We start from the raw sequence: 22,417 nt of genomic DNA on the forward strand, positions 1-22,417 counted from the left end.
AAACAACAATTTTGTTCGACTGTCACGTCTCATATCTAAAATCTCACATCTCAATACTCAAAATCAGGTAAATAGTTCTTGACGAACGTACACTAAACACCGAATATCATTATCTTTACCTAAAAAAAGTTAAACCATCCTTATTACCATATTATGAAGACCAAACAGCTTTTATATGCTGTAGTATTGTTATTATTTCATATTAGCGCTGCCTTTGGTACTTCATCCAAAACTGTTATTCCCGTTGCTAAAAACGGAACAATAGACCTCCGGCACGAATCATTTACTCAACCGATCCCGCTTGACGGCGAATGGAAATTTTACTGGCGCCAGTTGATCAATCCGCAAGACTCCTTGCCGGGCGAAAGCGAAAAAGTTCAGTTTCCGTCTACCTGGAATGGCTTTATATTTAACCATACCGGCCGGCCGGCTATGGGTTATGCAACCTATACACTTATCGTATTGTTACCTCGCAAAAGGGAGAAATTACAATTAGCCATGCCCGAGGTTTACTGCGCCTATAACCTGTTTATGAACGGTAGGCTGGTAGCAGCAAATGGCCGCGTAAGCACTAATAAAAAAGATTTTATTCCCTATTGGGAGTATAAAGCTGTGGGTATACCCAGAAACACAGACACGCTTCGGTTTGTATTACAGATCGCAAACTTTGTGCACAGCAAAGGCGGTATCAAAAAATCCATATATCTGGGTTTAAAAAATGATATTGAACTGGGCAGACGGCAAAAAGAAGCCATTGACTGGTTATTGTGCGGCTGTTTATTTATGGGCGGCCTGTTCTTCCTGGGGCTGTACCTGTTTGGCAGCCGCGATAAAGCCATCCTGCTTTTCTCACTATATTCCATTATATACAGCTACCGTATAGTGGGTATTGACAATTATGTGCTGCATACGGCATTCCCCGGAATTGACTGGTATATCACAGTACGGCTGGAATACATCACGCTGTTTCTGGGCATTGGTTTGTTTGGTATTTACACCCGTTATCTGTTTGATAAAGACGTCAATAAGCTTTTTATAAAAGTTATTACAGCAATATGCTTTACATTCGCATTAGCCTCATTACTACTGCCACCATTATATTTTACCCAACTGGTCAATCCGTTTCTGGTGGTCATGCTGATTTGCCTGATATACATTCCATACGTCTATATACAGGCGTATAAAAGGCGGCGTCCCGGCTCGGTATATACACTGATCAGTTCGCTTGCGCTGATGTTCGTATTCGCTATTTCATTGTTCCATTACTGGGGGCTTATTCCGCAGCTACAATTACTTAGCTTCGCCGGCTATGTCAGCTTTTTCTTTTTACAGTCGCTGGTATTATCGCACCGGGTTTCATTTGTCCTCAAACAAGCTAAACAGCAGGCAGAACAGGGGTTAACAGCCAAAAGCGAATTTTTAAGCACCATGAGCCACGAGATCAGAACACCGCTGAACTCGGTAATCGGCATGAGTCATTTACTGCTGAAAAACAACCCGCGTGAAGACCAGGTTGAGCAACTGAACGTGATGCTGTTCTCGGCAAACAATCTGCTGGCTATTGTGAATGACATCCTGGACTACACAAAAATTGAGGAGGGAAAAATTTCGTTCGAGCAGATTGAAATGGATGTTACTGCCATTACCCGGAACATTATTTCGGGCCTGCAAAACTATGCCGACGATAAGAACATTGCCCTGAAGCTTTCTATTGATAAGGCCTTACAAAATAAGGTATACGGAGATCCAACCCGTTTATCGCAGGTAATTACCAACCTGGTGCACAATGCCATTAAATTTACACAGGCAGGGTATGTAGAAGTACAGATCGGCGTACAATCACAGACCGATAAAGCCATTACGCTGCAAATCCAGGTAAAAGATACCGGCATTGGCATATCCAAGGAAAAGCAAAAGATCATTTTTGAGCGTTTTACCCAGGCCGATTCTTCTACCTCAAGAGGTTTTGGAGGTACCGGCCTCGGACTGGCCATCTGTAAAAAGATACTGGAGCTTCAAAATTCATCATTACAACTGGTAAGCGAAGAAGGCAAAGGTTCTACCTTTTACTTTGTGCAAACCTTCGAAAAAAGCAGCCGGATAATAGAACAGCAGAGATCGGCAAACAAAGTACCGGCCGAAGATGACAAACCCCTAACCGGCATCCATATTTTACTGGTTGAGGATAACCAGATGAATATCATGGTGGCGCAAACGTTTCTGAAACGCTGGGGTGCCAGTATTGATGTTGCCGTAAACGGGCTCGAAGCGCTGAATAAGCTCGATGTTTCAAAGCATAAGCTGGTATTGCTGGATCTGCACATGCCCGTAATGGATGGCTACGAAGCAGCAACAAGAATGCGTGCCAATGGCGTTACCATTCCAATTATTGCCCTTACTGCCATTCTTCCCAAAGAAATAGAAGACAAAGTAAAACAAACCGGCATCGACGATATGGTCATCAAGCCATTTTTACCCGATGAACTGTACAGGAAAGTGCTGCATTATGTTTTTAGGACATAAAGATGTGAGACGTGAGATTTTAGATGTGAGATTGTGAAATTCGTGACACCTTCTCTGATTATGTGAGCCACGTAAAACTTATAACGTAAAACCTACAACGTAAAACTTATAACGTAAAACCTACAACCTACAACCTGCTTCGCTTCCAGTCTTTTCCGACGTCCGGACTATATGCCATGAACCATGAACTATAAGCCATCTTCTTTCACTTTTCCTCAAAAACCGGGTAACGGTAATCAACCGGCGGATTAAACGTTTCTTTAATAATTCGCGGCGATACCCAACGCAATAAATTGATCATTGAACCGGCCTTATCATTTGTACCCGATGCCCTTGCTCCGCCAAAAGGCTGCTGGCCTACAACAGCGCCTGTACATTTATCATTGATATAAAAATTCCCGGCGGCATTTTTCAGTATTGAGCAGGCCTGCTCAATAACATGACGATCTGTAGCGATAATAGCCCCGGTCAAAGCGTAAACAGAAGTTTTATCTGCCAATTTAAGAGTCTCCTCATAGCTATCATCAGCATAAACAAATACCGTTAAGATTGGGCCGAACAGCTCCTCCTTCATGGTAAAATACTGCGGATCGGTAGTTTCTATAATGGTTGGCTCAATAAAATAGCCGCCCGACTTATCGTGACCGCCACCGGCAATAATAGTTGCTTCCACATCGTTTTCTGCCTGTTTAATTACATTCACCAGCTTATCAAAAGCATTTTCATCGATCACCGCATTTACAAAGTTGCTGAAATCTTCTACCGGGCCGGTGGTAATGGAAGCCAGATCTTCCAGCAGCTCCTTTTTTAATGAGGGCCAGACAGAAGCGGCCACATACAGCCTGGAAGCTGCCGAGCATTTTTGCCCCTGGTATTCAAAAGCGCCACGAACAATAGCCGCAGCAGCTACCTGGACATCGGCAGAATGATGTACAATGATAAAGTCTTTCCCGCCGGTTTCGCCTACAATACGCGGGTAGCTTTTATAGTTTTGGATATTAGCGCCAATAGTTTTCCATATTTGCTGGAAAACACCGGTAGAACCGGTAAAATGTATACCGGCAAAATCCGGATGGCTAAAAATCACTTCGCCCGCTACAGGGCCGGGCACATATATCAAGTTAATAACGCCATCGGGCAAACCGACTGCTTTGAGCACTTTCATAATAACGTGTGCCGAGTAAATTTGCGCATGCGATGGTTTCCAGACCACCACGTTGCCCATCATAGCTGCCGATGTGGGCAAATTACCCGCAATGGCTGTAAAATTGAACGGCGTAAGGGCAAACACAAAACCTTCCAGCGGCCGTTGCTCTGCCCTGTTCCAGGTGCCCTTGGCCGAAATGGGCTGCTGCGCATAAATCTCCGCCATATATTTTACGTTGAACCGCAAAAAATCAACCAGCTCGCAGGCCGAATCAATTTCTGCCTGGTAAGCATTTTTAGACTGCCCCAGCATGGTAGCCGCATTAATTTCGTAACGGTATGGCCCGGCAATCAGATCGGCAGCCTTTAAAAATATAGCGGCACGTTGTTCCCAGGGTAATTGCTCCCAGTTCGGTTTAGCCGCTAATGCGGCATGAATAGCGTTGGTAACATCTGCGTCTGTTCCCTGGTGATAATAACCCAGGATATGCTGATGATTGTGCGGTGGCCTGATGGCTACTTTTTGTCCTGTTCTCACTTCTCCGGCACCAATATACATCGGTATATCCGCCTGGGTCTCGTAAGCCTTATTGAGCGCCTGCTTCAGCAGCAAGCGCTCTGTACTTCCTGCACCATATTGCAATACCGGCTCGTTTACCGGCTCCGGAACATTAAAAAAACCGTTCATTACGTTATTTATTAGTTTAAAACTGATATTACCACAGTTTCAACACACCCCGACGAAACAAAAGAATATAAATAACACGCAGAACGGGCATTTTGTGTTCGTATCAGGTATGCAAAAAATCTATTGCAGGTTAAACGCAATCGGGACGGTATATTGTACGCGTACTTTTTTACCATTCTGCTCACCGGCCTGCCATTTAGGCGATCTTTTCAGCACACGCACCGCTTCTTCATCGCAACCAAAGCCTATACCTTTTATTACCTTGATATTTGATACCGAACCGTCTTTTTCAACGACAAAGCTTAGCACTACCTTTCCTGTGATGTTATTTTCCTGGGCATCGGCCGGATAACGGAGATTTCTTTGTAAAAATTTATAAAAAGCCTGCAAGCCACCGGCAAATTCAGGATTTTTTTCAACCCCTATAAAGATATCATTACTGCTTTCGCCCATATCTGTTCCCTGGCCACTCCCGGTTCCTGTGCCACTGCCCGAAAGGCTGGCGTTAACACCTGCACCGGCCATTTCACCTTTGCTATCTGTGCTGCCCACAGCAGCAGTTTTTAATTCCTCAATTGTTGGAATTTCATTAGTGGGCTGAGCAGCCGAAACCACTTTCACCGCAGCAGTAAACTTCCTGGTTTCTACTTTTTCCGGAGTAGTTTTTTCTACGGCAGGCGATGCCCCAGCAGCTTTAGGTTCTTTAGGTTTCACTTTTTTTAGCTGAACATCCACCATTCTAAATACCTCTTCGGTTGGCTTGGCTACAACTACATCCGGCTTATGACCTGATAATTTTTTCAGGTATGGCATCATGATCATCACCGATACGGCCGTACAGGCAATGAATAAAGAGTAGATAAGACGGCGTTCGTAATTTGCACGCAATTCATAAGCGCCATATTCTTTGTTCCGGTTTTTAAATACAATATCGAGCCACCCGGTATTGTAAAGATTTGACTTAGAGGTTAACATAATTGATTCAATTTATCTATAAGATGATGCAGCTAACCGGATTCCATAAATGAGAAATCTCAGGTAAAAAATCAGATTTCTCAATAAAAACAATTCAAATCCGGGCTTAAAAAAGATATTTTATCATTTTTACGACTTTTTTTTATTCTTTTTTGATTTTTTTCAAACTTTTTATGCTAATTTCACCGCCGAAAAGTATTTTTGTTTAAAACTTTACAAAACTCACATAAAACAATATGTCAAACCTTCGCTTTCAGGCATTAAATGCCGTTTTAACCAGGAACATTCCTGAAGTTAAACCACCTGCTGTAAAAGTTTCTGATTATTATAGCAGCAATGTTTTTGATAAAAAGAAGATGAAAGAATTTTTATCAAAAGAAGCATTTGAGAGTATCAGCAACTCTATTAATCTTGGTGTACCCATTGATCGTGAAATTGCAGAGCAGGTTGCTTCGGCAATGAAAGCATGGGCCATCAGCAAGGGCGCTACTCATTACACCCATTGGTTTCAGCCTTTAACCGGTACTACTGCCGAAAAGCATGATTCATTCTTTGAGCCAAGTGGCGATGGTGGCATCGAGAAATTTTCAGGCGAAGCCCTGGCACAGCAAGAACCTGATGCGTCAAGCTTCCCTAACGGTGGTATCCGCAGTACTTTCGAAGCCCGTGGTTACACCGCCTGGGATCCATCTTCACCGGCATTTATCATTGGTTCAACCCTATGTATACCTACTGTATTTGTTTCATATACCGGAGAAGCGCTGGACTACAAAGCCCCGTTATTGAAAGCGTTAAATGCTTTAGATAAAGCTGCCGTTGCCGTAGCACAATATTTTGATAAAAGCATTGAGAAAGTAAACGCCTCTTTAGGTATTGAGCAGGAATATTTCCTGGTTGACCTGGCGTTATACAACGCTCGTCCCGATCTGTACCTTACCGGCCGTGCTTTATTCGGCCACATGTCTGCCAAGAACCAGCAGTTAGAAGATCACTATTTTGGTTCAATCCCTGAGCGGGTTATTGCATTTATGCAGGATCTTGAGATCGAAGCATTAAAGCTGGGTATTCCATTAAAAACCCGCCATAACGAGGTTGCGCCTTCGCAATTTGAGTGCGCTCCTATTTATGAGGAGATCAACCTGGCCATAGACCACAACCAACTGTTAATGGATCTGATGGATAAGGTAGCCCGTCGTCATAACTTTAAAGTGCTTTTCCACGAAAAACCTTATGCCGGCATCAACGGTTCTGGTAAGCATAACAACTGGTCTATGATCACCAATACCGGCAGAAACCTGCTTGCTCCCGGTAAAACACCGAAAAATAACCTGATGTTCCTTACATTCTTCGTAAATACCATCAGGGCGGTATATGAATATTCAGACTTATTAAGAGCATCTATCGCATCCGTAAGCAACGATCACCGTTTAGGTGCCAACGAAGCTCCTCCGGCAATTATCTCGATCTTCCTGGGAAGCCAGCTAAACGATGTCCTGGATGAGATTGAAACATCACGTGTAACGTCTAAAATGAAACAGGAGTCGGCATTGTGGACCAACATCCCTAAAATTCCTCAAATTTTATTAGACAATACCGACCGTAACCGTACTTCGCCGTTTGCCTTTACAGGAAATAAATTCGAGCTGCGTGCCGTAGGTTCTTCCGCAAACTCTGCCAACCCGATGACAATTCTTAACCTGATTGTTGCCGATCAATTGAATAAGTTCAAGGTAGAAGTTGACAAGCTGCTAAAAAAAGGCGAGAAAAAAGATGTGGCTTTGATGACAGTTATCAAAAAGTACATCAAAGAATCTAAGGCTATCCGCTTTGAAGGAAACGGTTACAGCGACGAATGGGCTCAGGAAGCTGAAAAACGTGGCTTATCAAACATCAAAACTACGCCAAAGGCATTAGACGTGCTTGTTGCCGAGAAATCTGAAAAATTATTTGAAGAGACCGGTGTTTACAGCAAACGCGAATCGCATGCCCGCCATGAGATCCTGCTGGAAAACTACTATAAAAAGCTTCAGATTGAAGCCCGCGTTATGGGCGAGCTGGTAAACAACGTGATCATTCCGGCCGCAATTGCTTACCAAACTGAGCTGATTACCAACGTGAAAGGCCTAAAGGAAATTGGCCTGGGCGAAGAAACTTATTCAGCACAAATTGACCTGATCAAGAAGATCTCTACTCACGTAAACTTCATCAAAACCAATGTGCATGATATGATCGAGGAACGTAAAAAAGCAAACGTTATTGAGGATGCCCGTGAAAAAGCGATAGCTTACGATGAAAAAGTAAAATCTTACTTCGATCCTATCCGCTATCACGTTGATAAACTGGAGCAACTGATCGACGATACAAGATGGCCTCTACCAAAATTCAGGGAATTACTGTTCCTGAAATAGGCTGTTTTTAGATCACATTACAAGACAAAAAGTCCCGCAGCAATTCGGGACTTTTTGTCTTGTAATCGAAATTCTATCAGTGAAGTTGTTAAACTTTTTTTCCACATCGATGCCTTCGACTGAGCTCAGGCTGACCACATTGGTCATGTTGAGCTTGTCGAAACACATACAAATGCGGGTTATAAAAAAAGTTTAACAGTTTCTATAATTCAATTATTCGTGTGGCGTTTATCTGCTCCAAGAAGTATTCATCGTGCGATACGGCGATTAGCGTTCCCCGGTATTCGTTAATTGCGGCCGTCAGTATTTCTATATTCTGCATATCCAGGTTATTGGTAGGTTCGTCCAATATAATCATATCGGGCGATTGATTGCTAAGTGTCAGGCAGCACAATATCAATCGCATACGTTCTCCGCCGCTTAATGTATTACAAGGCTTGTCCCAATCTTCTTTGGAGAACAAAAACCGGTTAAGCCTGATTTTTATTTCATGTTCCTGTAACACGGTTGTACTGAATTGCCGGGCTTGTTCATATACACTTAACTGATTATTAATCAACGAGTAATCCTGGTCTATATATACAGCCGATTGATTCCCGGCTTTGTAAATCACTCCTGACTTGGGCAACAATTCTCCTAAAATAAGTTTTATCAACGTGGTCTTTCCAGACCCATTTAACCCTTTCAGGGCAATACGCTCTCCACTGGTTATTTGAAAGTTCAGGCCTTCTTTCCAAAGCGGCTGATTGCTATAATTAAAGTTGATATCCGAGGCTTTGAACAAGATTTTTCCTGTATGTAAGATGGAATTGCTAAAACCGAATTTCATCTTGTCCAGGTCGGGTAATGCCGAACGCAATTCCCGCAGTTCACGTGTAATATCTCCCACCTTTTCACGATGTACACTCTTTATTTTAGAAGTACTTCTTTCAGCATTATTCTTTAAGGTATTCATCATTATCCGGGCAACACCGGCTTTCTCCTGTTTCCTTTTCCCACGGATATCCGCCCGCTGTTGTCGTTCCAATGTTTCGCGTTCTTTTTCCTTAGCCTTTCGCAATACTTTTTCCTTACTCTGAATATCCTGGTTTAAAGCATCACTTGCCAACTGTTTTTGTTCGGCATAGAAATCGTAGTTGCCGCCATAACAGGTTATATCTTGTTTACTCAATTCGCAAACCGTATTCAAAAGATTTAACAATGTTCTGTCGTGACTTACAACAACCAGGGTACTGGCTGTTGACCGAACAAAATGGTACAACAATTGCCGGCCCCGGGAATCCAGATGATTGCTTGGCTCATCTAACAGCACAAACTCAGGCTGATGAATGGAAATACCGGCCAGAAAAACCTTTGTTTTTTGTCCGCCGCTCAATGTTCTCATTTCCTGCATCAAATCCAGGTCGTTTAATTGCCAATGCTCAAGGGCTTCTTTGCATCGTTCTTCAATTGTCCAGTCGTCATTAAGCAAATCCAGGTTATCCTCGGTTACTTCGCCATTAAGAATCTCTTTCAGGGCCTTAAGTTTATTTTCTACACGTAAAGCCTGTGCAATGGTCAGGTGGTTATATTGCCCGAACAATTGAGGTACGTAATACGGTGGAATATCCACATGTAGCTGTCCGCCGGAAGGCTGTAACTCACCTGCCATAATTTTAAGCAAGGTAGATTTTCCAACACCGTTATTGCCAATTAAGGCTATTTTATCGTGACGATTTACAGTAAGACTAATCTCGCTAAACAGCAAATCGTTATTAGCATGTATATATGAAATATCCTGAAGGGTAAGCATAATTTCTTTCTTTAAGGGGTTAATGAATCCGGCAAACCCTTATATAAGGCTGCCGTTTATTGTCCGAAAGAAATTATATCCTACATTAAATCGTTTTTTGTTTTTGGGTCTGCAAATATACGAATACTTTGGCGATTAGTTGTTACTCTCCATCCGGTATCAGGCAATGAGCGACAATTCAACAATCCTAACATTCGTAAACCTAAAATCTCAAATCGTAATTACCTCTATTACCACGCCTGGTCGCCAACTAAAGGCACAAAACGGAAGGTATCCAGCACAATCTTATCGTATTCGGTTTCGCTGACCCTCAGAACGGTAATCATTTTTTGTTGGTTCTCATCCCCTACCGGGATAACCATAATACCACCGATACGCAATTGCTTCAGTAATATTTCGGGCACAAACGGAGCTCCGGCTGTAACCAGTATCTTATCAAAGGGAGCCTGTTCCGGGATACCTTTTGAGCCATCGCCTAAGTAAAACTCCGGGCGATAACCCATTTTAGGCAGCACCAGGCGGGCCCGGTTATACAAATTCTCCTGCCGCTCTATGGTGTACACCTTTGCTTTCAGTTCCAGCAAGATACAGGTCTGGTAACCCGAGCCTGTACCTATCTCAAGCACCTTGTCGCCGGGCTGTATATGCAGTAATTCTGTTTGATAGGCCACGGTATACGGCTGCGATATGGTCTGACCGTCGCCGATAGGAAAAGCAATATCCTTATAAGCCTGCACCCAGAAGGTTTCGTCGAAAAAATAATGCCGCGGAACTTTCCCTATCGCACTCAGTACTGCTTCGTCAGCAATTCCCCGTTCTCTGAGCTTGACAACCAGACGTTTACGGGCACCTTTTTCGCGATAATTATCTATGAGTTTATAGGCCATTTCAGCACAAAAATACGGCCTAATCTTTATTTAAATACTATTTAAAACAAAAGCCGTTCAAAAACATTATATATCAGTAAAATACTTTTTAAGTACTTGTTCATGAAGATAATATTTTTGTTACTTTCGGGCAATTATTTATTTCAGGATAAATGAAAAGGACGCTCAACCTCACACTTCTTATTATTCTATTCGTCAATTATCTGTCTAACGCTCAGCAGATAGTTAAAATAGACACCGTAAAAACTAAATTTAGTTACAAGACCAAAAGCAATGAATATCCCCAGGAATATGCCTATTCCATAGGCTTCAATTTTATACAGTACCTGCAGATACCGGGTATATTAAGCACCCAGAACGACAGTTACTATACGCCTTATTTTAGCGGGGTGATACTGAAACTGACCGATAACCAGATCAGCTATCGCTTACAAGGGTCTTACTTTAAAAAAGATCTTTCGTTTGAGAACAATTGCCCCGATTGCGAAATAGCGAACGGCAAAGTAGAAGATTATACCGTAAAGGTAGGCTTTGAAAAAAACATCACCTACACACGCCTGCGCCCCTATTATGGCGCCGATATCGGGTACCGGGACAACGAATTTAAGGGTATTTCAAGCGATGGAAAAAGTCCGGGCACTACGCTTTACGATGCCCAGGCAAAGAAAAATTGCCTGGTGATAACCCCATTTATAGGTTTGCGGCTTAATATTATCGACCACTTAAGCATCACTGCCGAAGCCGCCATGGATATTATGTATGCTTACGAAAAGCAGGATAAAATTTATTATGACACCCCTCGTACGCATACACAGGTCAAATACAAAAAAATGGAGTACCTGTTCAGGCCGCTCAGCATGTTAACACTGCAATACAATTTCGGTACGCGTTACTAAGAGTGTTGTTGGTTGAAAAGCATGTTAATTTTGTGGATGGACGGTGTCTTCACCGTCCATGGTTTCCTGCCGGGGCTGGTGTTATCCCCAGCCCCAATAAAACCATTGTTTCATGAATGTTCTTAGGATAGTGGAGCATTCTTTACACTAAGGTAATTTTTGTAATAATTTTTTCCACTTTTATCTAATTAGTATCTTTAGCCCCTAAATATCAATATACTGTGCAGGAGCCCGAACATAAATTTGAATCTATCTTTACTGTTGACTGCGTAGTCTTTGGCTTTGATGAAGGTGAGCTGAAAATATTACTGATTGAACGTAATGAAGATCTTTTTAAAAGCTGGTGGGCTTTGCCTGGCTACTATGTAGGCCAGGATGAAGGTATAGAGCATGCGGCTGAACGTATTTTGTACGAGCTTACCGGTTTGCGGGATATTTACATGGAGCAGCTGTTTACCTTTGGCGATGTTGACCGGCACCCTAAAGGACGGGTTATCACAGTAGCCTATTTTGCCATGATCAGGCTCAATGGACAGAAGGAATTAAAGCCTGTAACCAGCTATGCCCGAAAAGCCTTCTGGCATCCCATCAAGGATCTGCCTCAACTGGCATTTGACCACGACAAGATCGTTGAGAAGAGCCTGCAAAAAATCCGACGCAAGATCAGTTATCAGCCTATAGCTTTTGAGCTCCTGCCTGAAAAGTTTACGCTGACGCAGTTGCAAAACCTGTACGAGATCATTCTAAACTGCAAACTGGATAAACGGAACTTCCGCAAGAAAATGCTTAATTATGATATCCTGAAAGAGCTGGATGAAAAACAGCGAGGCGTTTCATACCGTGCAGCCAAATACTACAAATTTGACCGGAGAAAATATAACCGGCTATTCCAGAAAGAACTATCATTTAATAAGTAGGTAACGAAAAACCAGACCTTAGGGATTGCTCATAGAGGAAAGTTAAAACAACTCAAATAAATTTAATTTTTTAATGCTATGAAAGGTCTATTCAATGGTTTAAAAATTTTGCCAGTGGCCACCTGTATGCTGGTTGCTTCGGCAAGCTTTGCGCAAAGCAAAGACATTGAGGTTTTCAAGGCTCAGGAGGTTATTCCTGATAAGCCTGCTACGCAGAACAAAAACAATGTTAAGCGACCTGCGTCTTCTAAAGTTACAGGCAATTTAAATGTATTTTTCGGCACGTATTATTACTGGGTTCCGGGAACTTCGTACGTTGTTCCGGATTATAGCCGAAAACAGGAAGTAATACATACTTCTGCCGGGACGGGTGTGTTACCCGGAAGCATCAGGATCAACGCTGACGGCACTTATGTTTGGAACAGCAGTTGGGATCAAAAGATTATTAAAGGAAAATGGCAACAAACGGGCGATAAAGATTATCCGATTGAAATGATCCATGCACAGGAACAAAAGAACTGGCAGGTAGGCCTCCACGATCGTCCTAAAGAAGCCGATATCTATATTAAAGATGGCAGTACATGGTATTGCGGTAAAAAGGTTAAGCAATAACATTTTGCCTGTTGGCCTGCCATATAAACGAAGCTAAAAAGCCACGGCTTGTTGACCGGGGCTTTTTTTAGCTAAAGCAGGTAAAAGGCTTACAAACCTGAGTTCGATTGATAACCCTGTCCAAAAGATTGCTTCGTCCTATCGTCCTCGCAATGACGAAAAAAAGTGCGTCATTGCGAGTGTAGCGAAGCAATCTCTTTGTTCATTTATGCATTAATACCCAGACATACCAAGAGCTGTTTAAAAATGAAAAAGTTAAGTTATACAGAGGCTGCTGGTGTCTCCACCGTCTATTGTTTAACCCTGTAAAACCATTCTTCTACGGCTCAATGGTTATTTCCAGCTCCTTTACATCTGTTTTTGAGCCATAAACGGTAGTATTGCTGGCTACAAATGTGACCTTGTAAGTACCTGCTGCCGTGTAAATATAAGAGTACGAATCCATCCGGGTAGACATATTCTTTAACGGAACTCCAATATCTGTTCTCACACTGGTAGTTGCTGTTTCATTCACCCTGTCCCTGAATTCATATTGTTTTCCGGTTTCGCCAGACCAAAATGTAATGTTATTGGGATTTCCCGAAAAAATAAACTTCACGTTTTCGCCGGCTTTATAGGTATTTGCAGGGTCGAGTGTAACCGAAAAATCGGGTGCAGCCACCTCTTTTTTGTTACAGGCATTGATTATAATTACCAGGAGAAACAAGGGTATATAAACTATCTTTTTCATCTGTGTTTTTTCTATTTTCTTGATCATCAAAGATTTCATGATGCCTAATTCTGTTAATGTTAATATCCTTCGTTTTGTACCATGGCTTTGTTGAGAGACATTTCCAGAATTGGTATCGGATACAATAAATGCTTTTTCTCAACCCGCTCGGCAGCATCGTGGCCCAGCTTATAAATGGTTGTGCTCATGCTGGCGTGGGCAGCAAAATCCTGCGCAGTTTGGTGCATAGCCGTAATAAAATCGCCCCAGCGAATTAAATCATGCTTGCGCAAACCTTCAAAGCAAAGCTCTCTTGCACGTTCATCTTTAATAGCCTGCAAAAAGTGTTCTTTACTGTCTGTTTGTGCCGCGGTAAGGTCGGCATCGGTAATAACTGATATTTCGGCAATAGCCGTTGCGCCGCTTCCGCCACCACCGCTAATGGTTATGGTTGGAGCAGAGGTATATCCCGAACCGGTATTAGTAAGGTTAATAGCAGTTACGGCATTGCCTGTGCGGGTTGCTGTAGCTGTTGCTCCGGTTCCACCACCGCCGGTAATGGTAACGGTCGGGTTGCTGGTGTATCCTGAACCGCCAGAGGTGAGCACTATTCTTTTAACTACTTCACCAATACTGTATTTTCCATATCCTCTTCTCCGTACATCATTTACTGCGGCTATAGCCTCGGGAGTGGGGCCACCATTTACTTCGTTCTCGGCTTCGGCGTACATCAGTAATACATCAGCGTAACGTAAGATCTGGAAATTCGTGGGCGTGTAGTTCTTATTCAAGGGCCGTACCGCTTCGTATTCACGACGCCATTTGGCACAATTCCTACCGTAAATATTAGTGGCAGCAATGTTTGATTTGGTACCAGCCGCATTGAGTGTGTAAGTTGAAATAGCCCAATCCCGCCGTAGATCTCTTTTACCGAAATTATCGGTAGTGTTATATTCGTACAGGTAGTACAGTTTCCAGGTGGTACTGTTAAAGCCATAAGCATAACCTACGTTTGCAGGATCTGAGGCTGAACATTTCACCCCATTCTCATTGCCAATACGACCGCCTTCACGAAAGGCATCGTTATTGGTTCCGTACTCCTCGGCTTCCCAGATACTTTCTTTGATATCGTATTTATCCTGGCACAGGTTAATAAAAACCTGCTTATAATCGGGATTTAATGAATGTATGCCAGAATTTTTCACCTTAAGAGCCCAATCCCGTGCATCTTTATACTTGGAAACATCCTTTAACGGCTCGCCGGCCATGGCCAGGCACACACGGGCAAGAATGCCTCTTACGGCAGATTTAGAAACTCTGCCGCCATAATTCAGGGTAGATATTTCGCTTACCAGCCCTTCTGCCTCTGTCATGTCCTGCAATATCCGGGCATAAACTTCTCTCATAGGCGTACGGGCAATATTGACATTATTTACCGATGAGGTTGGTGTTAGCTTTAACGGCACATCGCCCCAGTTCTGAACCAGCAGAAAATAATAATAGGCACGTAAAAACAGAGCTTCGCCCTTTACCTGCAAGCGCTTATCTTTATCCATATCTGCTTTATCCAGGTTAGCTAATAATACATTAGCCCGCTCTATACCATCGTACAGGTACTGCCATAAAATACGAATGGTGGCATCGTCTGAACCGAAATTGTAAAAGAACGGCCCTGTAGGAAAAGACGCATACGAGAAAAAGGATTCGTCTGTAGACGGAGTATGCCGGATGGGATACTGACCTCCGTAGATCTGCTCACGCCCGAGAATATCATACACGCCATTAAGCGCCATGTTTACTTCTTCTTCGTTATTAAAATAGTTGGCGGGAGAAACAAAAGTGGTAGGATGTTCTGCCAGAAATTTTTCACAACCGGCAAACGCAAATACAGTTACCAGAATGCCTGTAAAAATTATTTTTTTCATTGTTGCTCTGAGTTTAGTATTTAATCTTATTTGCATTATTACGTTACTACAGTGACACATTAACTCCAAACGTGATGGTTCGGGCCCGTGGATAGGCCGAATAATCAAATCCGGGAGTGAGTGCAGTACGTTTAACAGATACTTCCGGGTCTGAACCGCTGTATTTGGTCCAGGTGGCCAGGTTTTGTGCCGACGTATACACCCGCACACTCTTTACTTTTACATGCTGTAATAAACTTTTGGGAAGATTATACCCCAGCGATACGGTTTTTAACCGCAAAAATGAACCATCTTCAATAATGCGTGTAGAATAGGCGTAGCCGTACTGACCGCCGGCACGCGGCATATCGGTATCGGTATTATCAGGCGTCCAGCGGTTCTCAAAGGTGGCAAACTGGTTCAGGTAAAGTTTATTTCCTGCTTCAAATATCAGGCGGTTGGCATTAACAATGTCATTACCGTACGACCATTGAAGAAATACATTCAGATCAAAATCTTTGTACCTGAAATTATTTGAAAAACCGCCCTGGTGTAACGGGTAAGCCCGGCCTATAACGGTACGGTCAAAATCGTTCACAACGCCGTCACCATTAATATCGCGGTATTTCACATCTCCCGGCTTAATGGACGTCTGGCCATTGCCATTGGTTGCTACACTTGCTTTAAGCAGGTAAGAGCCATCCGGCTTTTTTATAAAATCGTCGTATTGATATACACCATCCCAGATATAACCATAGATCTGCCCCATAGGCTGCCCTATTTTGGCAATATATAAAGGCACGGCGCTATAAAAGCTGTCCCAGCTTATTGTACTGACCAGGCTTTCCTGGTTAGCGGTTAATCCTATAACCTTATTCCGGTTAAAGGCAATATTAAAGTTGGTGCTCCAGGTAAAGTCCTTTGTACGGATATTGGTACTGTTCAGGGTAAATTCCAAACCTTCATTTTGTGTTTGTCCAATATTCACCAGCGAGCTGGTGTATCCCGTAGTATACGGCAGCTGTGCATTGAGCAGCAATTTCTTCGTATTCTTTTTATAATAATCCACCGTTAAGGTAAACCGCTCTTTTAAAACACCAAGGTCTAAGCCGATATTGGCCATTTCGGTACTCTCCCATCTCAGATCAGGACTACCCACATTGGTTACAATAATGCCCTGTGCCAGCTCGTTGTTAAAAGAATAATAAGATGTAATAGGATAGGTCATTTGCGGAAAGGTAGAATATTCAACTACCCTGTTATTACCTGTAGCGCCCCAGCTAAGCCTTAGCTTGGCATTGGAAACAAACGACAGATCTTTCATAAAATCTTCCTTATTGATGCGCCATGATAAGGCTGCCGAAGGGAAATAGCTCCATTGATGGCCGGGAGCAAATTTAGAGGAAGCATCTGCACGCAATGATGCCGTAGCATAATATTTATCCTGGTAAGAATAATTAACACGGGCTAATCCTGACACCATTTGCCATGCCGAATTATAAGAAGAAACAGGCTGGGGTGTTCCTGATGATAAGCCGCTTAAGCCCAATGATTCGTTAGGCAAAGCATTGGCAGATAATCCGTAATAGCTGTAATTATTACCCGACAGATCGAAACCGGCCAACGCATCAAATTTATGTTTACCAATTTTAGTAGCGTAAGTAAGCAGGTTTGAATTTTGCCAGGCCCTGGTTTCATAATACATAATGCTGCCATTGGGGCCGTTTGAAAACGGATTGGATTTACTACCGCTGTAGGTATTGGAGTTATTAAATACTTCGCGACGGCGCACTGTTCTGTTTATACCGCCTGTGGTTTTAAATTTCAGTCCTTTTATAATGGTATACTCGGCATAAGCATTACCGATCAGGTTATTTGAGATATAGTTACGCAGTTGGTTTTGCGCTGTTTTAATCGGGTTAAAGCGATAATCGGTACCACTGGCCACAAAATCGTCGGTATCTTCATCAATAATTTCTGCTTCTGAACCATCAAGGGGCGCCAACGGACGGTATCCCCACACACTATACAGAAAGTTGTTCATGGATGAATTATTGGCATCAGACGTTGATGATCCATACGTTAACGAGTTGGTATACCTTAAGTCTCCACCTACTTTCAGCTTGTTGCTTACGGTTTGATCGAGCGTAATTTTTCCCTGATAACGTTTGTACCCGGAGTTGATGATGGTTCCCTCCTGCTCAAACAGCTGACCGGATATAGAATAACGTGTTTTTGGTGTTCCGCCCGACATGGATAGTGAATGGCTTTGCATTGGCGCTGTCTGGAATAACTGGTGCTGCCAGTCAATACCCTGCGCATCCTTATAGTCATCAAGTGTATACTGGTATTCCTGGGGAGTAGTTCCTGTTATCGGGCCAAAATAACGACTACGTGTGTCGCCCGGATTGATCTCATACTGGAGTTTCAGGTATTCATAAGCGTTCATAAGCGGCACCTCATAAATATTCTTTGAAAATCCGTAATAGCCATTGTAATTGATAACAGGCTCGCCAACCTTGCCGCGTTTGGTAGTGATGATAATTACACCATTTGCACCCCGTGCACCGTATATTGCGGTTGCCGAAGCATCCTGAAGCACGCTTATCGATTCTATTTCTGAAGGGTTGAAGATATTGTTATCCGGATTCTCTATCGGGAAACCATCAATAACATACAGCGGCGAGTTATCCTGGGTCAGTGAATTTGCGCCACGGATCAGGATGTCTGCAGTGGCTCCGGGCTGACCTTCGGATGAGGTAACCTGTACACCGGCTACGCGGCCAGCCAACGCTTCCTCGAACGAACGTACAGGCGCCTGTTCCATATCGCCCATTTTCACGGTACCAACCGCTCCGGTCAGATCGCTTTTGGTTGATGTACCGTAACCGATAACCACCACTTCGTTTAAGCTGTTGGCAGCTACCTGCATACTGGTATTAACGGTAGTGGTTTGCTTTGATTTTACCACCACATTTCTAACCACTTTCTCTTCAAAGCCGATATACCTGAACGATACGTCGTATGTTCCCGGCTGCAGGCTGATGGTAAACTTACCATCAGGGCCGGTCTGATAACTGCGTTGTACACCTTTTACTGTAATACTTACGCCAATCAGGGTTTCGTTGGTTGAAGCGTCAAAAACCTGGCCCGTTATTGTTCCCGGGTCAGCAGCCAGCGGTTTAACATCGATCATAATATACCTGCCGGCCTGCTTGTATATAAAAGGTGTATTGGCTAAGATGCGGCTCAACGCCTGCTCAAGACTGATATTATTGCCTGTAAGATTAACTTTCCGGGTTTCTTTATCTACCAAATCTTCACGGAATGAAAATTTATAGCCTGTCTGGTTTTCGAGCTTTAAAAAACTCTCTTTAAGAGAAAGGTTTTTAAAATTTACATTCACTGATACTTCATTGATACTTTGGCTTCTAACGGGCAGAGCCGATAAAACTCCCAGGGTTGATAGCTGGATAGCTATTATCGTTATGGAAATTCTCATGATTTTGAAAGCACATAAATGTACATGTAGTAATTTTTGCATAATTTTGGTTAGGGTTTAGTTTCATTGAATTACTCTTAGGTTCTTAATGGAAACATTGAATGTTTGCGGGTTTCTAAAACCGGCACAACACCCTGCCGCCCTGCTCGCAACAGGGCGGTTTTTACTTTTTCTTAGCTTAACTTTCTGGTCATTATTTAGATTTATGTGTTAGTGTGATTATTCCGTTATTTATCTGATAATTTATCCCCGCGGTATTGCCCAGTATTTTCATCACATCGGTAATACTGATCTGCTCAAAGGACGCCGATATACGATATGCCGCTATCCTGGGGTTAGCAAATACGATCTGTACATTGTAGTTACGCTCCAGTTCTTTGCAAAGCGAATCCATACGCACGTTGCGGAATACCAGTTCTCCCTGCTTCCACTTTTGAAGATCGGTTGTTCGTATTTCTGTTTTCTGAGCCGTTCCGGTCTCTGCATTCCATTGAATTTGCTCGCCCGGCGTAAGCAGGCCAAGCACCCGCGTTTGTCCGGCTTGTAATTGCGAAACCTGTACCTTACCGGTTGCCACACTCACTGTAGTTCTGTTTTCATTATCAAACGCCCGTACCTTAAAGGTTGTGCCCAAAACAGCGGTCTGAATATCGCCCGACTCGATAATGAAAGCCTTTGCGGGATTATGTTTCACTTCAAAAAAGGCCTCCCCGTTAAGCTTTACAACGCGTTTATGTTCATCAAAAACGGCAGGATAAACAATTTTACTGCCAGAGCCCAGGTATACTATGGAACTGTCTGACAACGTGATAATGGAACGCTGACCGTTAGGATTGTACTTTGTGATATATTCAATGTGCTTTGAATGCCCGGATCTGAGGTAATTATTCATTAGCTGCCCAACAGACAGGATGATTATCAGTACAGCAGCATATTTTAATAACCTGATAAACCTAAGCCCAGAGCGTTTGCCGGTATATTCGTCCGGCAATTGATATTTATCTTTAAATTTCAGGTAGAAATCCTGATTGGCAGGATTATCGTAGCTGTCAAAATGGATCCAATCCTCATCCAGAAACTCGCTTAAAACTTCGCGAAAGCGATCTTCTTTAATATATTTTTCAACAATGCGTCTTTCTGCATCGTTACAGGTTCCGTTTACATATTTTATAAGCAGATCCTTAAAGCGGATTTCATCCATTATAGCTGTCTTTTTCTGTACATACGCAGATTGTACAGACAGCCACTAATTGAATGCTAAAAAATTTTAAAGAAAGTAATTAACAAGCAGCAAGGAAAGGAAGGTTACCAGGTCATTTTGCCGCAGATAGGCCCTTAAAAAACGTAACGAGGCCGAAATATGATTTTCTACCGTATTAACTGATAAACCCAGGCGGGCCGCTATTTCGCGGTGACTCAGACCCTGAATGCGACTTAATTCATACACAGTCCGTCTTTGCGGACTGAGTTTTTCCAGCGCTTGCCGGTATATAAGGTTTAACTCTTTGTCTACCAGTATATCTTCTACAGAATTTGTGCAATACTGGCTGTCGGGTAAATCGGTAAATGACGCTGTTACCGGCGCCGGACGCCGGTAATGATCTATAATTCTGTTTTTAAGCGCTTTGTACAGGTATTGGTCAAACGGGCCGTTTAGTTGTATGGATTCCCTTCTTCGCCATACGCTAAAGAAAATATCCATGACGGTTTCTTCGGCATAACCATCATCCCGGAAATGACGGGCAGCAAATTTATACAGGCGCACAAAATGGCGACTGAATAACTCCTGGAAACAACGTTCATTGCCACCTTTCCATAACTCAAAAAGCTCATTATCAGAATGCGGCATCATACAATGTTAGTTTAAACTAATTTACAAATATAATTGCATGTCAAAACAAAAAGCAATTGCTTCTTATTCTCATTGTTTTCAATGCCAATATAGAATTGTTTCGATATATTATCTAAAATTATTTTTCAAGAATGGTTAACAGTTTATATCCGGGGTTCCTGCTGACTCAGGCAGTGGAAACTTCCCAAGCCCCAGATAATATCGGTTGAGTCCAGGCCTACCACCTGCCTTCCGGGGAAACAGGAGGCTATGATATCCAACGCTTTTTCGTCTTTAGCGCAGCGGTATGTGGGTACAATGACGTGCTTATTGCTGATGTAAAAATTAGCGTACGAGGCCGGCAGCCGTGTATCTTCATAAATTACCGCATCGGGCATAGGAAGTTCCACAATAGTAAGCTGCTTACCGTTAAGCAAACGCATAGCCTTCAATTCTTTCAGATTTTGTTGTAGCAATTCGTAGTTCTCATCGGTACGATCTTCTTCAACAACGGTTAATACGGTATCCTCATTCACAAAACGGATAGTATCGTCAATATGCCCGTCGGTATCATCACCAACTATGCCTTCGCTTACCCAAAGCACTTGCTCTACACCGTAGTAGCTGCATAAATATTCTTCAATTTGGGCCTGGGTTAAGTGCGGGTTACGGTTTTTATTCAGCAGGCAGCAGGTTGACGTAAGCACCGTTCCATTTCCGTTAAACTCAACTGAACCGCCTTCCATAATAATACCCGGATGAAATACTGGCAAGTTCAGCGCTTTGCCGATAAGCGTTGGAATGACATCATCCAGATCATACGGCGGATATTTGCCGCCCCAGGCATTAAATCCCCAATCTACAATAACTTTCTTTTGCTCTGCCTGCGGATTAATCAAAAATGCCGGGCCATGGTCGCGACACCAGGCATCGTTGGTTGGATGAAAAAAGAATTCTATCTGCGAAAGGTCTGCACCGGCCTGCTGGATGTATTTAATGGCCTTTGCCTTAAGCCATTCATCGGCTACGTTGATCCGTACTTTCTCGCCCTCAGACAATAATTTAATAAACTGGCTGTAAACCGGAAATATACTATCTATCTTCCCGGGCCAGCTCGCCTCTTTATGTGGCCAGCTTAACCAGGTAGCTTCATGCGGAGCCCATTCGGGGGGGAAGTGGTAGTTTAATTGTTGGGGGGTATTTTGTTGGCTTATAGCCGATGGTTCATAGTTCATGGTAATAGCTTATAAAGAATTTTTGAGCGATGTAATCATTTTAGACAAGCTTTCATATCCTGAATACAGCGCAGTAAATGTCTCATCATTAATATATCCTCTTTTCTTTGCCAGAAAGAGGCAACTTACAACTTCTATAGCAGAACGCAGGGCGTAAGTTAAGAATCTGGCAAATTCAGGCTTAGTTTGTCCTGTTGAACCTTCTGCAATATTTAAAACAACGGAATCTGACGCTCTCTTAATTTGAGTTGCTAAACTGAACATCTCAATTTTGGGGAAAGATTTAGCAATTTTATCGACCTCATCACTTAGCTCAAACGCCTTTTGCCATACCACAAGATTTTCGAAGCGAAAAGCCATATTTATGAGATAATTGACTATAAACTATGAAC

Annotated in this window: 16 protein-coding genes; 5 read left to right on the forward strand and 11 right to left on the reverse strand. The window is 42.8% G+C overall.

All coding sequences use genetic code 11. The features are described from left to right. The first annotated feature begins 153 nt into the window (after positions 1–153). Positions 154–2,523, forward strand: a complete 2,370-nt coding sequence (locus tag FW774_RS10450) for an ATP-binding protein (protein ID WP_149348123.1) — start codon at positions 154–156, stop codon at positions 2,521–2,523. Positions 2,524–2,728: 205 nt separating this feature from the next. Here the strand turns inward: FW774_RS10450 and pruA are convergent, their stop codons facing one another. Then, positions 2,729–4,357 carry an L-glutamate gamma-semialdehyde dehydrogenase gene (pruA, locus tag FW774_RS10455; protein WP_149348124.1) on the reverse strand — a complete coding sequence of 543 codons (1,629 nt, stop codon included), beginning with the start codon at positions 4,355–4,357 and terminating at the stop codon, positions 2,729–2,731. 120 nt (positions 4,358–4,477) lie between these two features. After that, positions 4,478–5,332, reverse strand: a complete 855-nt coding sequence (locus FW774_RS10460) for an energy transducer TonB (protein ID WP_149348125.1) — start codon at positions 5,330–5,332, stop codon at positions 4,478–4,480. Positions 5,333–5,568: 236 nt separating this feature from the next. Here FW774_RS10460 and FW774_RS10465 point away from each other — a divergent pair, with 236 nt between their 5' ends. Beyond that, on the forward strand, positions 5,569–7,740 hold the full coding sequence (locus FW774_RS10465) for a glutamine synthetase III (RefSeq protein WP_149348126.1): 2,172 nt from the start codon (positions 5,569–5,571) through the stop codon (positions 7,738–7,740). Positions 7,741–7,942: 202 nt separating this feature from the next. Here the strand turns inward: FW774_RS10465 and abc-f are convergent, their stop codons facing one another. Continuing rightward, positions 7,943–9,532, reverse strand: coding sequence for a ribosomal protection-like ABC-F family protein (gene abc-f / locus FW774_RS10470; protein WP_149348127.1), 1,590 nt, complete (start codon positions 9,530–9,532; stop codon positions 7,943–7,945). Positions 9,533–9,762: 230 nt separating this feature from the next. Continuing rightward, complete coding sequence (locus FW774_RS10475) at positions 9,763–10,419, reverse strand: protein-L-isoaspartate(D-aspartate) O-methyltransferase (RefSeq protein ID WP_149348128.1); 657 nt, start codon at positions 10,417–10,419, stop codon at positions 9,763–9,765. Positions 10,420–10,571: 152 nt separating this feature from the next. On the opposite strand from FW774_RS10475, the gene FW774_RS10480 reads away from it, so the two are divergent. From FW774_RS10480 to FW774_RS10490, 3 genes are all read left to right on the forward strand, one after another. Then, entirely contained in the window at positions 10,572–11,315 is a 744-nt protein-coding gene (locus FW774_RS10480; protein ID WP_149348129.1) for a hypothetical protein, read from the forward strand. A gap of 221 nt (positions 11,316–11,536) precedes the next feature. Further along, positions 11,537–12,232: an NUDIX hydrolase gene (locus FW774_RS10485; RefSeq protein WP_149348130.1), complete on the forward strand. Its 696-nt coding sequence runs from the start codon at positions 11,537–11,539 to the stop codon at positions 12,230–12,232. A 78-nt stretch (positions 12,233–12,310) separates the two neighbouring features. Further along, entirely contained in the window at positions 12,311–12,844 is a 534-nt protein-coding gene (locus FW774_RS10490; RefSeq protein ID WP_149348131.1) for a hypothetical protein, read from the forward strand. 319 nt (positions 12,845–13,163) lie between these two features. On the opposite strand, the gene FW774_RS10495 is transcribed toward FW774_RS10490, so the two are convergent. The 7 genes from FW774_RS10495 to FW774_RS10525 form a co-directional block, all read right to left on the reverse strand. Then, positions 13,164–13,574 carry a DUF5017 domain-containing protein gene (locus FW774_RS10495; protein WP_187774870.1) on the reverse strand — a complete coding sequence of 137 codons (411 nt, stop codon included), beginning with the start codon at positions 13,572–13,574 and terminating at the stop codon, positions 13,164–13,166. 59 nt (positions 13,575–13,633) lie between these two features. Then, positions 13,634–15,478, reverse strand: coding sequence for a RagB/SusD family nutrient uptake outer membrane protein (locus tag FW774_RS10500; RefSeq protein WP_149348133.1), 1,845 nt, complete (start codon positions 15,476–15,478; stop codon positions 13,634–13,636). Positions 15,479–15,524: 46 nt separating this feature from the next. Further along, on the reverse strand, positions 15,525–18,959 hold the full coding sequence (locus FW774_RS10505) for a TonB-dependent receptor (protein ID WP_149348134.1): 3,435 nt from the start codon (positions 18,957–18,959) through the stop codon (positions 15,525–15,527). 193 nt (positions 18,960–19,152) lie between these two features. Further along, positions 19,153–20,160, reverse strand: coding sequence for a FecR family protein (locus FW774_RS10510; protein WP_149348135.1), 1,008 nt, complete (start codon positions 20,158–20,160; stop codon positions 19,153–19,155). A gap of 66 nt (positions 20,161–20,226) precedes the next feature. Beyond that, positions 20,227–20,811 carry an RNA polymerase sigma-70 factor gene (locus FW774_RS10515; protein ID WP_149348136.1) on the reverse strand — a complete coding sequence of 195 codons (585 nt, stop codon included), beginning with the start codon at positions 20,809–20,811 and terminating at the stop codon, positions 20,227–20,229. Positions 20,812–20,954: 143 nt separating this feature from the next. Further along, complete coding sequence (locus tag FW774_RS10520; protein WP_149348137.1) at positions 20,955–22,025, reverse strand: agmatine/peptidylarginine deiminase; 1,071 nt, start codon at positions 22,023–22,025, stop codon at positions 20,955–20,957. Between the two features lie 9 nt (positions 22,026–22,034). Beyond that, entirely contained in the window at positions 22,035–22,385 is a 351-nt protein-coding gene (locus FW774_RS10525; RefSeq protein ID WP_149348138.1) for a four helix bundle protein, read from the reverse strand. Positions 22,386–22,417 lie beyond the last annotated feature (32 nt).

The organism is Pedobacter sp. BS3 (genome assembly GCF_008274585.1).
GTDB lineage: Bacteria > Bacteroidota > Bacteroidia > Sphingobacteriales > Sphingobacteriaceae > Hufsiella_A.